The following is a 16,433-nucleotide window of genomic DNA, read 5'->3' on the forward strand; positions in this document are numbered from 1 at the left end:
ATGAAGCCAACAATCAATATATATTGCGATGAAAGTTGTCATTTACAGAATGACAAAGAGCCTGTTATGGTTATCGGGGCTGTTTATTGTCCGATTGAAAAGAAGGAAGAAATTTTTGAAAGATTGTATAGTTTTAAACTCAAACACAACCTTATTCCTAAAAATAAAAAGAATGATAATGACAATCGAACCTACTATGAGCTAAAATGGAACAAAGTTTCAAAATCAAAAATCGAGTATTACAAAGATGTAATCAATTATTTTTTTGATGATGATGACTTGCAGTTTAGGGTGCTTGTAGTTTCTAATAAATCTGCAATAGATTATGAAAAGTTCATTCATACACACGATACATTTTACTATAAGATGTATTTTGGAATGTTGAAAGCTATCTTGAATCCTGAAAACTCTCATCATATTTACATAGACATTAAAGATACCAGAAGTAAAGAAAAAGTTCACAAACTGGAACAGGTTTTAAGGAATGACAAATACGACTATTCTAAAGAAATTATTAAAAAAGTACAACAGGTAAGATCTCACGAAGTGGAAATTTTGCAATTAGCCGATTTATTAGTAGGTGCTACTGCTTATGTAAATAGAGAATTATCAAATAGTAAAGCTAAAAATGAATTAATCAATCTCATTAAACATCGCTCTAAATATTCTTTAACAAAATCTACTTTATTGAAAGAGCGAAAGTTCAATGTTTTTATTTGGAAACCACAAAAACCTTATTTTGTATGAGTTTAGTGTTTCCTGCATTGATATCTTTTGGCGAATATGGTGGAGTTTTTTCAACCTATTTTGACGCTGTTTATTCGGTTTTTCATAACGATTTTATCAAAGCACACCCTATTTATGAAGGTCTAAAAGTATCTGTGAGAAAATACCCGGAAGTAGACGGAATGCATCGTACATTTTATCACATTACGCACGAAGGAGAAGACGAAGCTAATAGACAACCTGATTTTAGAAGAATGGAACGGATACGTTTTCCAAAGTTTGTTATAGAAAACTGTGAACACGAAGAAATTCTCATCTGGAAAAATGTAAGAGGAAAAGATGAACGTACTGTTTTGTTTAATGAATCTGAAAATTATATTGTGATTTTAACCGACAGAGGAGGATATTATATGTTCATAACAGCTTACTATATTGAAACAGAACACCGAAAAAGGAAGTTGTTAAAAGAATACGAAACGTATATAAAAGCCAAAACCGCTTAGCGGAACTAAACGGCTTCTTATACTCCTTTAACACTTACATCCAATAAAGAAATGGTTACTGAGCTGATGCAAAGGTACAAAATAAAAACAAAAAAGCAAATAGATTAAATCCCTAATGCTGAATAAGAAGATAATACTATGACCAAGATACAAAAAGATAATAAAAATGTAGCTAAGTTCCCAAATTTGAGATTTCCAGAGTTTACCGAAGAGTGGGAAACTAAGAAGTTGGGGGAGATTGCTACATTTTCAAAAGGAAAAGGGATTTCTAAAAGTGAAATTGAAGAAAATGGAATTACTGAATGTATAAGATATGGCGAACTATATACACATTACAGAGAAGTCATTAACGAAATAAAATCTAGAACTAATGTAGATAAATCGGCTTTAGTATTAAGTGAAGAAAATGATGTTATCATCCCAGCATCTGGAGAAACAACAATAGATATTGCTACGGCTTCCTGTGTTTTGAAGCCAGGTATTGCATTAGGAGGAGACTTGAATATTATCAAATCCAAAAATGATGGAGTATTTTTATCTTATTATTTGAACAGCAAGAAGAAAATGGAAATAGCAAATTTGGCTCAAGGCATTTCTGTAGTGCATTTATATTCAAGTCAGTTAGCTTCTCTTTCATTGAGTTTACCAACTAATCAAGAACAAGAGAAAATATCAACTTTCTTGGCAAAAATATCTGAAAGGATTGACTGTTCAATCAAAATACTGATACATCTTAAATCCTTAATTGAAAGTCTTAATGATTCTTTATCGGAACAAAAAATAAGAATTAATTCTAATTTCGAAAATTGGAAAAAAGTAAGGCTTGGAGATTTGGGATATACTTTCACTGGTTTGTCTGGAAAAACAAAAGAAGATTTTGGTAATGGAAAAAGATACATCCAATACAAGCAAATTTTTGATTCTTCCAAAATCGCAATTGAAAATTGTGGATACGTAAATGTTTCAGAAAATGAAAATCAAAATAGTGTAAAATATGGGGATATCTTTTTTACAATTTCTTCTGAAACTCCTGATGAAATTGGGATGAGTTCTGTTTTGTTAGAAGATGTAAAAAATGTGTATCTCAATAGTTTTTGTTTTGGATTTAGACTAAATTCATTTAACGAAATGCTACCTGAATTTGCTCGTTTTTTATTTAGAAGTAAAGTCGTTCGGAATGAAATAAAAAAGTTAGCACAAGGAAGTACAAGATATAATATGTCGAAAACAGAACTTTTAAAATTAGAAATTTTATTGCCATCAATAAAAGAACAAAAAGAAATTTCAGCATTTCTTTCTTCCCTAGACCAAAAAATCCAAACAGAAAAATCAATTTTAGAGCAACTGGAAATGCAAAAGAAATACCTATTACAGCAAATGTTTGTTTAACATTCTAAACAAACATATTTTGCAACAAAAACTTTTTCTGTTCTTCTAATTTTTGCAAAAGTTGGGTTTCCATATCAATTTTTGAGTCGATAGCGGAAAGGAAATTAGCGATTTTGGTTTGTTCGGGAAGCGAGGGGAATGGAATTTTGATACCAAGTAATGTTTTTTCGTGTATTCGTTTGCTTCCTGAACCAGTTGCAAAATCTTCTAAAGGTTTGTAAAATTCTTTTCTTCCCATTAAATATAAAAGAAATGAAGAATTTATTTTGGAATTATTTATCTCTAGTGTAGGAACATCTCCTGAAGATAAAAAGCCATCAAATTCATCTGGAATTATGTCAAACGCACCATTAAACAAGTTTTGCTTTCCATAAATAAATTGTCCTTTTTTTCTAATAAAGTAATTTGTTGCTCCAAATGATAAAGTATCAGTATTATCATTTTTCAAGACACCCTTTAGATGAAGTTTTACAGTAAGTAATTTGTTCTTATCAATATTTTGAGCTTTTGTTTTTTCTGGAATAGACATTACTTCTCCTAATAAAATTTCCTCCCACTCCGAAAAATCATTTCCTTTATCATCTTTAAACCTAAATTCTTGCGAAAATATTTTTTTAGCAGTGGCTGTTTTTAGAGTTTTTAAATCGTTAATTATTTTGCTTTGGGTTTGAATTCTTTCATCAAGTAAAGCCAAAAACGATGATATTTTGCTTTGCTCTTCTACAGAAGGAAAAGACAATTCAACTTTTGAAATTCTTCCAACATTAATACTTAAAACTTTTGAGCCTTGAGATTCTTTTTGAATTTGGGTTCTGACAGAATTAGATTTAAACAAATAACCACTAAAACCTAAATGAAAAATATCTTCTTTTGGTCTTGCTAATAAAGTATGCAATCCTGAAAGTAATTTTTCTCCATTGGTATTTATAATCTCAATGCTTTTACCAACATCATTTAGATCTTCTGAAGCATCTGCGAATATAATATCTCCATTTTTACAATAATTTTCATCCGAAATTCTACTAATATCTATTTCTTCATTGATGAAAGGAACTGATTCACAATTAATATCAAATAAAGTTTGAAATTTCGTATGAATATCTCCGTAATGAATGTTTTTGACTGTTCCATATTCATAATTCAGATTTTCACGAGAAAAAGAATTGGTTACTTTAAAATCCATAACCTCCCCCAACTTCTTCACTTCCCACTCTCCTTCGAACTCAGGAAATCTAAGATTAGAGATTTGCTTTGGGTTATTTGGAACATTTGAATTAAGGATTCTTAAACCTCAATTAAGAAGATTAATAATCCTCAATCCTTAAATGTTTTCCTTTGTAACTAAAAATCTTTAATTCAAAAAAAATGGACAAAAAACAACTCTCAGAAGTCATTGCACTATGGAAAGCAGACAAAAAAAATTATGTGAAAAAATCAACATTTTCGGCGTATGTATTACTCATCGAAAATCATTTATTGCCTTCTTTTGGTAATCAATACGAAATTCAGGAAGCCGATGTGCAAGCTTTTGTGTTGCAAAAATTAGAAGCTGGTTTAAGCCAAAAAACCATCAAAGACATTTTAATCGTCTTGAAAATGGTGCTAAAATTCGGGGCAAAAAACAAATGGATTGCTTACGAATCCTTCGAAATTCAATACCCTACCATCCGAGAAAGTCAGCAAATAGAAGTGCTTTCAAGAACGCACCAAAAAAAAATAATGAATTACATACAAGAGCATTTTACCTTTCGGAATTTGGGTGTTTTAATTTGTTTGTCTTCAGGTATGCGAATTGGCGAAATTTGTGCCTTAACTTGGGAGGACATTGATACCGACAACGGAGTAATCAGCGTGAATCGTACCATTCAAAGAATCTACGTGATAGAAGAGGGAACCCGAAAAACAGAACTCATTTTAGACACACCAAAAACCAAAAATTCCATTCGCGAAATCCCTATGAACCGAGACTTAATTCGATTGATAAAGCCCATCAAAAAAATAGTAAATCCCTCATTTTTTGTACTCACCAATGATGCCAAACCTACAGAACCCAGAACATACCGCAGTTTCTATAAAAACTTAATGCAATATCTTGAAATCCCCGAAATAAAATTTCACGGATTAAGACATAGTTTCGCCACACGTTGTATCGAAAGCAATTGCGATTACAAAACGGTAAGCGTACTTTTAGGACATTCCAACATAAGTACTACTTTGAATTTGTATGTTCATCCCAATATGGAACAAAAAAAGAAAGCCATTGAGCAGATGTTTAAAGCATTGAAATAAGTTCTAAATTATGAATTGGGAGAATATTTTATTTTACTAAATTTGTAAGTAGTTGAAATAACCATAATAACCTCCTAATTCATAATTATTTTGAGCAAACAGTCTGAGCAAATTTTAGAAGAACAACTCCTTATCCAATTACAAAAATTGGGATATAAATATATTACTATAGCTGATGAAAAATCTTTGTTGGCAAACCTTAAAACGCAATTAGAAAAGCACAATCATATACAATTTAGTGAGAGTGAATTTGAAAAAGTATTAAACATTCTCAATAAGGGATCTGTCTTTGAAAAAGCCAAGGTATTAAGAGAAAAGAAGCATCATATCGTTAGGGATAATGGCGATAATCTATATTTTGAATTTCTTAATGTAGAACATTGGTGTCAAAATGAGTATCAGGTAACCAATCAGATTACACAGGAAGGAAAATATCAAAATCGCTATGATGTTACGCTGTTGATAAACGGTTTGCCATTAGTACAAATTGAGTTAAAGCGAAGAGGTTTGGAAATGAAGGAAGCATTTAACCAAATCAACCGCTATCAAAAACATAGTTTCGGAGCAGGCAAAGGCTTGTTTCATTTTGTACAATTATTCGTTATCAGTAACGGGGTAAACACCAAATATTTCAGTAATTTCGGAACACACAAGCAGGAATATCTTCAGACTTTTCACTGGACAGACGAACAGAATAATCCACTCAACAACATACTGAATGGTTTTACGGATACTTTTTTAGAACCTTGTCATATCAGTAAAATGATCTGCAAATACATTGTGCTGAATGAAACCGCCAAAGCTTTAATGGTGCTTCGACCGTATCAGTACTATGCAGTAGAAAACATAATCAAAAAGGTAAAAGAAAATGAAATTCTGAACGGTTATAATATTGAAAAAAACGGATATATTTGGCATACAACAGGAAGTGGTAAAACTTTAACCAGTTTTAAAGCTAGTCAGATTTTATCTAATATTCCAGCCATCAAAAAGGTGGTTTTTGTGGTAGATAGGAAAGATTTAGATTATCAAACCAATCAGGAGTATGATAATTTCAGTAAAGGCTCTGTTAGTTCTGCTACTAATACAGATGATTTAGTTCGAAAATTTAACGATCCGAATGTTCGAATCATTGTTACAACTATCCAAAAGCTGAACAATGCTATTTCCAGTCGAAATTTAGCCAAAATGAAAGCTATTCAGAATGAAAGAATGGTCTTTATCTTTGATGAATGTCACCGCTCGCAATTTGGTGATACGCATAAAAACATCGTAAATTATTTCACTAACATTCAGTTGTTTGGTTTTACAGGTACACCAATTTTAGAGAAGAATTCCGATGGAATGAAAACCACGGCAAGTCTTTTTGGAAAGTGTCTGCATAAATATGTAATTACTGATGCCATACGTGATGAAAATGTTTTGAAATTCTCGGTTGAATACATTCAGACTTTTAAACAGAAAGAACACATCATTGATTTAAAAGTGGAACAAATCAACGAAACAGAAGTCTTTGAAGCCCCTGAACGTAAAGAAGCAATCGTAGATTATATCATTCAACATCATGATCAGAAAACACAAAACAAGAAATTTTGTGCGATGATGTGTGTACAAGATATTGATTCGGTTATTCAATACTATGAAATTTTTAAACGTAAAAAATTAAATGGGGAGCATAATCTTAAAATAACAACTATTTTCAGTTTTGCTCAGAATGAAGAAGAAATGGAAGAACAAGTAGCTGCTCAAATCAATATGGCTGCTGAACCTCAAACTGAATACGGATATAAACCGCACCGTAGAGAGTTATTGGAAAATTATGTTGAAGATTTTAATGAGATGTTTGGTGAAAAGCAAAATATCAAAGACAACGAAGGATATTACAATTATTACAATGCCGTAGCTAAAAAATCGAAACACCCAAAACACGAAGCGGATATTTTATTAGTTGCTAATATGTTTTTGACAGGATTCGACAGTAAATCTTTGAACACCTTATATGTTGATAAAAATCTTCAATATCATGGACTGATACAAGCTTTTAGCAGAACCAACCGTATATTAGATAAGAATAAAACCCAAGGAAATATTGTCTGTTTCAGAAATTTAAAAGACAAAACAGACGAAGCTATTGCCTTGTTCAGTAATAAGGAAGCTATTGATGAAATTATAGTTGAACCTTATGAGATTTATGTTGATAAATTTAACGAAGCAACACAAAAATTATTAGAAATCGTTCCAGAAGTTACGTCTGTTGATGGATTATATTCAGAAGAAGATAAATTGGAGTTTATCTTAGCTTTTCGTGCTTTGATGCGCCTACACAAGAAGATGAGTCATTATACAGAATTTACTTGGGATGATTTACAGATTGAAGAACAACTATTTGCAGATTACACGAGTAAGTATTTGGATTTAAAAGATGGACTGGGAACAGATCCTTCACCTGAAAAAACATCCATTCTCAATGATATAGATTTTGAATTAGAATTGATAAGACGTGATACGATTAATGTTACGTATATTATCCAATTGTTGGTCAAATTCAAGTCCAAACACAGTGCGAAAGATAAAGAAAGCATTGAAAAAGAGATTGCCAACTTATTGAATACTGAGGTTTCATTAAGAAGTAAAAGAGACTTGATTGATAAATTTATTCATGAGAGTCTACCAAATATTGAAGATACGGATACTATTCCCGAAGAATTTGAAAAATTCTGGAATGTAGAGCAACAAAAAGCACTTCAAGAATTAGTTAAAACGGAAAATCTATCTGAAGAAAAAACTGAAAGATTGATCGAAAACTATCTTTTTACGGAACGCGAACCTTTACGAAAAGAAATTTTAGCACTTCGAGAAGAAGGAAGACCAAGCGTTTTAAAATCAAAGGAAATCGGAGATCGTATTCTAAATAAGATTTTAGGTTTCGTGGAAACTTTTGTTACTGGAATATCAGGAAATTAATGTTTTATACAAGTGGTATTCATAAGAATCAAAAATATTTAAAAGTGATAATTAAAGGATAGATAACTTGGAACCTATCCTTTGTTTTTTTTTGTATATTTGCTATGAGCTAACGGAAACACGTTGAAAAGTAAAGCAATAAGCACCGTTACCAAATCGTTACCTGACTTTTTTGATAATCTTTATAAAAGCTTAGTATCCAACCAATACAGCTTTTTCCTGAAAACTTTAAAATAAAGTTTATTCATAGTATTTTTAGTGTTAAAAACTAATTTACAATAAATTATAAGAAAATAAAATAACTTTACATAATCATTATTATCTATCTAAATAATTTAGGTTAAATTATTGATATTGTGAAAGTGCTGTTTTGGATAAATAAAATTGATTCAGAAACTTCTTTGTAAGGCGTATTTTATCGTTGAAACTGCATATCCAAATTAGCTATTTTGTAAGTGTTATTACCCAAGTTTTCGTTTAATCTTCTTGTAGTTTTTTGAGCGAATAATTTTTCCTTTATCTGTAATCAAAAGAGCAGCGTAATCTTTTTGCTGATTGATCAAATTCAATCCTTTTTCTTTTCCTAAAACCATGATAGAAGTGCTAAAACCATTACACATTTCAGCATCCGGACCAATAACTGTAACCCCTGTTAATCCTGTTGAAGGAATTCCAGTTTTGGGATTAATAATGTGTGAATAGCGAACTTCATCAATCAAGATAAATTTTTCGTAATCACCAGAAGTCGTAACAGCAGCATTTTTCATTGAGAGAATATCCAACATTTTATGTCGATTAAATGGATTTGTAATTCCAATTTTCCAAGGTTCTCCATTTGGTTGATTTCCCCAAGTTGTCATATCACCAGAAGCATCAATTATACCCGCTTGTATTCCTAAGTCTTGCATGAAAGTTCGTGCTTTTTGTGCTGCATAACCTTTTCCTGTTGAACCAAAACCGATTTTCATTCCAGCTTTTTTTAAGAATATTGTTGAATTTTCTTCATCTAAAATAATGTTTTGATAACCGATTTTTTCGATGGCTTTTGAAATCTCTTCCTGAGTTGGAATCTTTTCCATTGAACCATCAAATTTCCATATTTTGTCCATTGCCGCAAAGCTAATGTCAAAAGCACCATCGGTTAGTTGCGAAAAATAAATCGCACGCTTTGTTAAGTCAAAAACTTCTCGATCTACTTTTATCGCCTTTATTCCTGCATTTTGATTGACAAGAGAAACTTGCGAAGTTGGTTTCCAGTCAGAAATCAAATTCTCAATTCTAATCATTTCATCAATTGCTTTATTGATGTTTTTTTCAACGGAAATAGAATCGGAATCAACCAATGTAATTTTGAATTTACTTCCCATTAAAATTGTATCTCTAACTCCAACCGTTTGAGCATTCATCGGAGTTAGAACATACAATAGTATAAAAGTGAATATATTTTTTAGAATGAATTTCATTTTGGTTTATTCATTTGTTATTCTGAGTTTATCGAAAAGTATAAAGCTTAAAGATACCTCGACAAGCTCGGTATGACAGGTATTAGGTTATTCTGAACTTGTTTTAGGATTGCATCAAAATTATTTTTCTAGTAACAATCCGTCAAAAATTGCCCATTTGTTTTGAATTCTTCGAATGATTTATTCAAATGTTCTTGACAGATTTGTTCCAAAACTTTCTCTACATCATGTTGCATTGTGAGAGCACCACAAATCATAAGAATTCCACCATTTTGTAATGTTTCAGCAAAGAATTTAGCATCACGATTGACTAAATCCATCACATACTGTTTATTTTCTTCACGAGAAAATGCAATGTGAAATTGACTCAAATGATTCGTAAAAATTTGTTTCGTAGCAAATTCTTGATAAGATTTTGTTGTTTCATTATCATGTCTGAAACCACAGTATAAATGCGTTTCAATATTTTTTGAATTCTCATCAATCATCCCAAGAAAAGGTGCAATTCCTGTTCCGTTTGCAATCATCACAACTTTTGAAGCTTTTGGAAATCTAAAGGCTTTATTTTTTACAATTCGAGCTTTAATCGTAGAATTTTGAACCAAATTATATAAATATTGAGAACCTAATCCAAACTCATGCAATTTTACAATTAACTGTAATTTATTATCTACTTTTCCAACCGAATATAAGCGTTCTTTGTGATCACTTTCGGGATAAATTGCTAATAAATCTCCAGATTTGAATTTCTCTTTTACATCTAAAATAACTTTAAATGTAGCATCTTCTTGTGTGATTTTAGTGGTAGAAATAACCTTAACATTTTTCAGTTCTAGTGCTTTTCCAACATACATCGCAGGCGTTGTTGCTAACGGAATATCTGTCGTTTCTTTGTATGCAATGACCCAATTTGTGAATTCTTCCGGCGATTTATCATTTACTGTTTTCAAATCCAATAATTGAGTAGCCCATTTTTGATCATTCAACCATTTGTCAACTTTAACTGCATAGCCACAATAATCTGAATATGCTCTTGATCCAAATCCTACAACAGAAAATTCGATGGATTGGTTTTGTGGAAATTGTGTGATTAATTGTTCAAATTTCTTAGCATTCGCAGGCGCATCACCAATTCCATAAGTGGAAGTAAAAATGATGAGTTGTTTTGCCTTTGGATAAATTTCATATTGATTCATCTGAGCGATGAATGATTTTTTCCCGTTTGCTAAAAATTGTTCTTGAATTTTTGAAGCAAAACCAACAGTCGATCCATTTTCAGAACCAACTAAAAGGATAATTTCAGCTTCGATAGCTTTATATTTATTTTTGCCGATTTTCGTTTTTGTACGTTTGAACGTAATTACAAATCCTGACCAAATAAAAAATAAAATATTAAGTGAAGCAATTCCTAAAATCGCTGCCCAAATCACATTGGTGCGACCCGTATGTAAATCGATATTAAATTTTTCTACAATTGCAGAATAAGGATTTAGCGATTCTGAAATAATCGCTCCATTTACTTGATTCACCGAAACCGATTTTTTTCTTAAATGGACTATAAATGGTTCTGCTTCATCATCTGGAATAAAAGGAAATTCAATCTTTTCAACACTACTTAATTTCGTGTTTTTGAAGAATTCAATGTCTTTTAAATCTTTTGGTTGTAAATTTTCTTTGACTTGATGCTCAATTTCTTTTGGTTGACCAACTAAAGGTTCTAATCGCGCTAAGAAAATCAATGTTCCTGTTAATGCAATGATTAAAACTGGAATTAATAACCAACGTCCAGTTACAACATGGAAATATTGTGAAAAGGAGTCTTTGTTAACTTTGGTAAAGAAATTTAGAATTCCTTGTTGACGTTTTACGATTAAGATTAATCCACTTATTGAAATTAACATCAATAAAAAAGAGACGACACCAACAATTGCTCGTCCTGTTTCCTTTAGAAATAATGAACGGTGCAAGGCTGTGACCCAATTGATGAAATCACTTTTTGGAACAATTTCACCAATCTTTTTTCCTGTTGTAGGATCAATGTAAGATTTGATCGAATTTCCATCTTCGTCCATAGCATCAATCGTCACAAAATCATTGTGATCAACTTTTACTTCAATTATTTCAAAATAATGCTCGCGCAAAGTTGGTAAAACTTGCGCGAGTGTTATGTTATCGAAATTTTCTACTTTGTATGCGGGCGATTTTTCGTTTATTGCATCAACAGCCAAAATTACTCCTGTGATAGATAGAATAACTAAAAATGCTGAAGATAAAATTGCAAGACTCAAATGCGCATATCTCCAAATAGATAATGTCATTTTATTGAACTTTTATAAAACGTACGGCTTTAATATAAACTGAACCTTTGATACCTGCTTTGTTGTCTAAATCCGAAGAATTTAATGCAACTTCAGCATCTTTTGCGACGTATTTTTGAGTTTCTACAGCAGATTCAAAACGTAATTTGTATCCTTTATTCAATTTTGCAGTATCAAACTCGATGACACGTGTCGCTCTCGCTCCTCCAGCAACTGAAGCACCTGTGATTCCGTTTAATTTTTCTTTCTTTTTACTATTGAATTTGTGCCATTCTTTTAACGTGTTATACCACTCGTTATCTGTTCCCAAAACACCTAAAGTTTTTTCGTATTGTCCTTTTGGATTGATTAATGAAATCACTACATAGGCTTCTTTTCCCGTGTAATTATTCATCTGAATCATTGTTTTGTATTTTGTTGTTTGTGCAAAAGTGGCAGTTGCCATTAAGATTACAACTAATCCAACTAATTTTTTGATTAAGTTAAATTTCATCTCCTTCATTATTTTAAAAAGTCAATAGACACATTATTTTTCTTTAAGAATTCGTTTTCTCCAGCCAAATCATAAGCTGTTTCGTCAAATTCTGTTTTAATATCTTTTTTCGCTCCAGCAGCAACCAAAGTTTTTAAGGTTGCATCATCTTTCGCAATCAAAGCTGCTTTGTGTAACGCTGTATTTCCGTCTTCATCTTGTGCATTAATATTCACACCTAATTCAATCGCTTTCTTCACCAAATTTACATTTCCTTTATCAACAGCGATGTGTAACAAAGTTGCACCTTTGCTTTGAGTAGCTTTAAAATCAACTTTTGCATTTGTTAATAAAGCTTGTTTTTCAGCGAATGATTCATCATTTGGTTTGAAAGAATTGAACCAATAATAAGCCAAATTATTTCCATCTTTATCAACAATATTAGCTTTAGCGCCTTTTTCTAATAATAAAGAAACGATTTGAGATGTTCCAGAAGCAACAGCTTTCGTTAAAGCTGACTCACCATTTTTATTAATCGCATTTACATTATTTGCTTTTGATAAAAATGTATTGATTAAATCTGTGTTTTTTCCTCCAGCAGCAACCATTAATGCAGTGTTTCCTTCTTTATCAGCAATTTTAGCATCAACACCTTTTGATAAGATAAAGTTGATTGTTTCAGAATTTCCTCTGCGAGATAAAGCGTGTAACAATGTTTGTCCGTCTGGATTTAACGCTTTCGGATTTAATTTATATTTTGTAATTAATTCTTGGAAAACTTCTACACCATTTTCTTTTGTTCTCGAACCTTGAGTGGCAAAAAATAAAGCTTGATCTGTAGGTTTTACACCTTTCGCGATTAATTTATCTATGATTGATAAGTTTCCTAATTTAGCAGCATAATCCGCTACAGTACGTCCGTTAGCGTCTTTTTCGCTTAATGATAAACCTTTCGAAATAAAATATTCAGTAACTTTTAAATCATCATCATTTGCAATCGCTTCCATAATTAAGTTAGTCCCATTTTCACCTTTCACTTTTGGATTGGCACCAGCTTTAATTAACGCATCGTAAACCGCTATATTTTGATTTCCAGCACTCGCAGCATACGTAATTACATCGTAACCGTGGCTATCTTTGTAGTGAACATCAGAACCTTTGGCTAATAAATAATTTACCAATTCTAAATTCCCCGCAGCCGCAGCCCATTGAAGATAAATTCTTGAGTGATGCGTTTTTTTATCAATAGAATTTCCTTCTTGTTCAATTAAAAATTTAATCACATTAAAATCTGCTTTGTTGTTAATCGCTATTACAACAGGATCAAAGAAACCACCATTTTGAAAAGAAGGACTATTTCCTTTCGAAATTTCAGTTTTTACAGTTTCTATTGTTGGATTATTTTTCCAAAAACCAGCGTCCATCAACGTATTCGTTTGAGCTTGAATAAATGAAGCAGCAAGGATAGCAGCAGAAATGAATAATTTTTTCATATGAATAGAATATATTGTAATGATTATTTAGACTAATTTTAATTTGATTTCAAAAGTATTATTTTTATTTATATTAATTCTAATTAAATCAAATAAATTTGGCTAATTCTGCTAAACATCAGTTTTTTGAAAACAAAAAAGATTGCTAATCTGCAATCTTTTATATTTCTAAACTACTTTATTCAGCTCGTCTTGGACCATTTTCTCTCGATTTCAAAACATTTTCTACATCTTCTAATTTGAAACCTTTGGCTTTTAATAAAATTAAATAATGATACATTAAATCCGCGGCTTCATTAATAAATAAATCATCGTTGTTGTCTTTGGCTTCAATTACCAATTCAACTGCTTCTTCACCTACTTTTTGCGCAACCTTATTGATTCCTCTTTTGAATAATTTGTTGGTATACGAATCTGGATCATTGTCCAAATCAATTCTATCGTTAATGGTTTGTTCTAATTCATATACAAATCCGTGGTTGGTTTCTTCTTTAAAACAAGTCGTAGAACCCGTATGACAAGTTGGTCCAAAAGGTTTTGCTTTGATTAAAACTGTATCGTTGTCGCAATCAACCGCAATTGATTTAACCTCTAAGAAGTTTCCTGATTCTTCACCTTTTGTCCATAATCTATTTTTTGAACGAGAATAAAAGGTCACTTTTCCAATTTCTTGGGTTTTGTTAAAAGCTTCTTCGTTCATATAACCTAACATCAAAACTCTATTGTTAAGATAATTTTGAATAATAACGGGAACTAATCCGTCATTACTTTTATTGAAATCGATCTTCATCGTATCGGAATATTTTGTTCTTTTAAATAATTTTTAAGCGTCGGAATTGGAATTTCACCAAAGTGAAAAATACTTGCAGCCAATCCACCACTTGCTTTTGTTTGGGTAAAAACTTCTGTAAAATGCTCCATTTTTCCAGCTCCACCCGAAGCTATTACTGGAAGATTTACAGTATCAGCAACTGCTTTTGTGATATCAATTTTGAAACCAGCTTTTGTCCCATCTCCATCCATAGATGTTAACAGAATTTCGCCAGCGCCAAATTCTTCTACTTTTTTGACCCAATCTAAGGTTTCCCATTCGGTTTCAATTTTTCCACCGCTTACGAAAACTTTTTGTGTTCCATTTACATCGCGAGTATCTACAGCAACGACTACACATTGCGATCCAAATCGAGCAGCTAAATCTGCAATTAATTGAGGATTTTTAACCGCCGAAGAATTCACCGAAACTTTATCTGCGCCAGCTTTGATGACCGCCGAAGCATCTTCCACCGAATTGATTCCACCACCAACTGTAAACGGTATATTAATCGCCGAAGCAATTTTCTCCACCATTTCAGCTAAAGTTTTACGCTTTTCAATGGTAGCTGTGATATCCAAAAACACCAATTCATCAGCGCCTTCTTCTACATATTTTTTTGCCAATTCTACTGGATCTCCCGCATCGCGTAAACCCACGAAATTAACCCCTTTTACCGTTCTTCCATCTTTGATGTCCAGACACGGAATGATTCTTTTTTTTAACACGTAGTATATTTTAGATTTACGAATTCAGATTTACAATTTAGGAATTTGCGATTTAATGATAATCGACAATCGTAAATCAAAAATCTCAAATCATTTATTTTGTTTATTTCTTAAAGTTTTTATTGAGCTAACAATAATTGATAATATTTCGTTGAGCTCGATTTTTAACTGATTAATTTTAGGTGATTCAAATAATTTAGATTCCTCTAAAATTTCCAACCAATAAATAGTTTCGTCAGTTTCTTCTTCAACGATTTTGAGTTTATTAATAAAATCAGCCGTTGATTTTGCACGACAAGCTGCTCTATAATTTGCTCCAATTGAAGTTGCACTTCGAATGATTTGATTAGAAATAGCTCTTGTTGCAATCGAATTTGGGAATTGATTAATCAAAAGAATAACGTCTATTCCAATTTGTTTTGTTCGTTTCTTAATAATCTCTTGCACTTTGTTTATTTTAGATTTACGATATACAATTTACGAAATCTTAATCGTAACTCGTAACTCATAAATCGTTAATCGCTAAATCAACAATCGTAAATCCTTCAAATCAATTCTCCCTTCATAAATCGCTTTCCCTAAAATTGCTCCTTCGCAACCTAATTCTTTGACTTTAATTAAATCGTCGATAGAAGATACTCCGCCAGAAGCAATTAATTTGACATCCGACGCTGCTAAAATTTCAGCGTACAATTCGTTTGAAGTTCCTTGTAACATCCCATCTTTCGCAATGTCTGTACAAATCACATACTCAATTCCTTTGGTTTTATATTCTTGAATAAAATCTATTACATCTAATTCTGAGGTTTCTAACCAACCATGTGTAGCAATTTTTCGATCTTTAGCATCTGCGCCTAAAATGATTTTATCGCTTCCATATTGTGAAATCCATTCTTGAAATAAAGTCGGATTTTGAACCGCAATACTTCCACCTGTAATTTGATTCGCACCACATTCAAAAGCAATTCTAATATCATCATTAGCCTTAATTCCACCTCCAAAATCAACTTTTAAATTGGTTTTAGAAGTTATTAATTCTAAGGTTTTATAATTGATGATTTGCTTTGATTTTGCGCCGTCTAAATCCACCAAGTGCAAATATTCGATACCGTAATCCTCGAATTCTTTTGCTACTTCCAACGGATTTTCGTTGTATATTTTTTTTGTATCGTAATCGCCTTGCGATAATCTGACGCATTTTCCGTCGATAATATCTATAGCTGGAATGATTCTCATAATTGTTATGTTAGATTTACGATCTTGGAATTACGAATTAC

14 protein-coding genes are annotated in these 16,433 nt (G+C 31.7%); 5 read left to right on the forward strand and 9 right to left on the reverse strand.

The genetic code is table 11. The annotated features are described in order from the left end of the window. The 3 genes from N5D46_RS01910 (at position 1) to N5D46_RS01920 (ending at position 2,618) form a co-directional block, all read left to right on the forward strand. Positions 1 to 747, forward strand: a complete 747-nt coding sequence (locus tag N5D46_RS01910) for a DUF3800 domain-containing protein (protein WP_280049028.1) — start codon at positions 1 to 3, stop codon at positions 745 to 747. Next, positions 744 to 1,229, forward strand: coding sequence for a hypothetical protein (locus N5D46_RS01915; protein ID WP_280049030.1), 486 nt, complete (start codon positions 744 to 746; stop codon positions 1,227 to 1,229). The genes N5D46_RS01910 and N5D46_RS01915 overlap by 4 nt, the downstream gene beginning before the upstream one ends. Before the next feature lie 138 nt (positions 1,230 to 1,367). Further along, the gene (locus N5D46_RS01920) at positions 1,368 to 2,618 is read left to right on the forward strand and encodes a restriction endonuclease subunit S (RefSeq protein ID WP_280049031.1); all 1,251 of its coding nucleotides are present in this window, start codon (positions 1,368 to 1,370) and stop codon (positions 2,616 to 2,618) included. A 4-nt stretch (positions 2,619 to 2,622) separates the two neighbouring features. Here the strand turns inward: N5D46_RS01920 and N5D46_RS01925 are convergent, their stop codons facing one another. Then, positions 2,623 to 3,822 (reverse strand): restriction endonuclease subunit S, encoded by a 1,200-nt coding sequence (locus N5D46_RS01925; protein WP_280049032.1) that lies wholly within the window; start codon positions 3,820 to 3,822, stop codon positions 2,623 to 2,625. 161 nt (positions 3,823 to 3,983) lie between these two features. Between N5D46_RS01925 and N5D46_RS01930 the strand changes: the two genes are divergently transcribed. After that, positions 3,984 to 4,907 carry a site-specific integrase gene (locus N5D46_RS01930; RefSeq protein ID WP_280049033.1) on the forward strand — a complete coding sequence of 308 codons (924 nt, stop codon included), beginning with the start codon at positions 3,984 to 3,986 and terminating at the stop codon, positions 4,905 to 4,907. A 90-nt stretch (positions 4,908 to 4,997) separates the two neighbouring features. Then, the gene (locus tag N5D46_RS01935; protein ID WP_280049034.1) at positions 4,998 to 7,871 is read left to right on the forward strand and encodes a type I restriction endonuclease subunit R; all 2,874 of its coding nucleotides are present in this window, start codon (positions 4,998 to 5,000) and stop codon (positions 7,869 to 7,871) included. 461 nt (positions 7,872 to 8,332) lie between these two features. Here the strand turns inward: N5D46_RS01935 and N5D46_RS01940 are convergent, their stop codons facing one another. From N5D46_RS01940 to hisA, 8 genes are all read right to left on the reverse strand, one after another. Continuing rightward, positions 8,333 to 9,334, reverse strand: coding sequence for an FAD:protein FMN transferase (locus N5D46_RS01940; RefSeq protein WP_125349869.1), 1,002 nt, complete (start codon positions 9,332 to 9,334; stop codon positions 8,333 to 8,335). 128 nt (positions 9,335 to 9,462) lie between these two features. Beyond that, positions 9,463 to 11,652, reverse strand: coding sequence for a PepSY domain-containing protein (locus tag N5D46_RS01945; protein ID WP_280049035.1), 2,190 nt, complete (start codon positions 11,650 to 11,652; stop codon positions 9,463 to 9,465). A 1-nt stretch (position 11,653) separates the two neighbouring features. Continuing rightward, positions 11,654 to 12,145, reverse strand: coding sequence for a DUF2271 domain-containing protein (locus tag N5D46_RS01950; RefSeq protein ID WP_125349871.1), 492 nt, complete (start codon positions 12,143 to 12,145; stop codon positions 11,654 to 11,656). An 8-nt stretch (positions 12,146 to 12,153) separates the two neighbouring features. After that, a complete protein-coding gene (locus N5D46_RS01955; RefSeq protein WP_280049036.1) occupies positions 12,154 to 13,617 on the reverse strand; it encodes an ankyrin repeat domain-containing protein in 1,464 nt (487 codons plus the stop codon). 178 nt (positions 13,618 to 13,795) lie between these two features. Then, positions 13,796 to 14,407, reverse strand: coding sequence for a bifunctional phosphoribosyl-AMP cyclohydrolase/phosphoribosyl-ATP diphosphatase HisIE (gene hisIE / locus N5D46_RS01960; RefSeq protein ID WP_280049037.1), 612 nt, complete (start codon positions 14,405 to 14,407; stop codon positions 13,796 to 13,798). Continuing rightward, positions 14,404 to 15,156, reverse strand: a complete 753-nt coding sequence (gene hisF / locus N5D46_RS01965; RefSeq protein WP_038336482.1) for an imidazole glycerol phosphate synthase subunit HisF — start codon at positions 15,154 to 15,156, stop codon at positions 14,404 to 14,406. Before hisF ends, hisIE begins: the two co-directional genes overlap by 4 nt. 90 nt (positions 15,157 to 15,246) lie before the next feature. Then, positions 15,247 to 15,603, reverse strand: a complete 357-nt coding sequence (locus N5D46_RS01970; RefSeq protein ID WP_221410148.1) for a four helix bundle protein — start codon at positions 15,601 to 15,603, stop codon at positions 15,247 to 15,249. A gap of 75 nt (positions 15,604 to 15,678) precedes the next feature. Continuing rightward, complete coding sequence (hisA, locus tag N5D46_RS01975) at positions 15,679 to 16,392, reverse strand: 1-(5-phosphoribosyl)-5-[(5-phosphoribosylamino)methylideneamino]imidazole-4-carboxamide isomerase (RefSeq protein WP_280049038.1); 714 nt, start codon at positions 16,390 to 16,392, stop codon at positions 15,679 to 15,681. Between the last annotated feature and the right edge of the window lie 41 nt (positions 16,393 to 16,433).

This window comes from Empedobacter sp. GD03865 (assembly GCF_029840775.1).
In the GTDB taxonomy this organism is placed as follows: Bacteria; Bacteroidota; Bacteroidia; order Flavobacteriales; family Weeksellaceae; genus Empedobacter; species Empedobacter falsenii_B.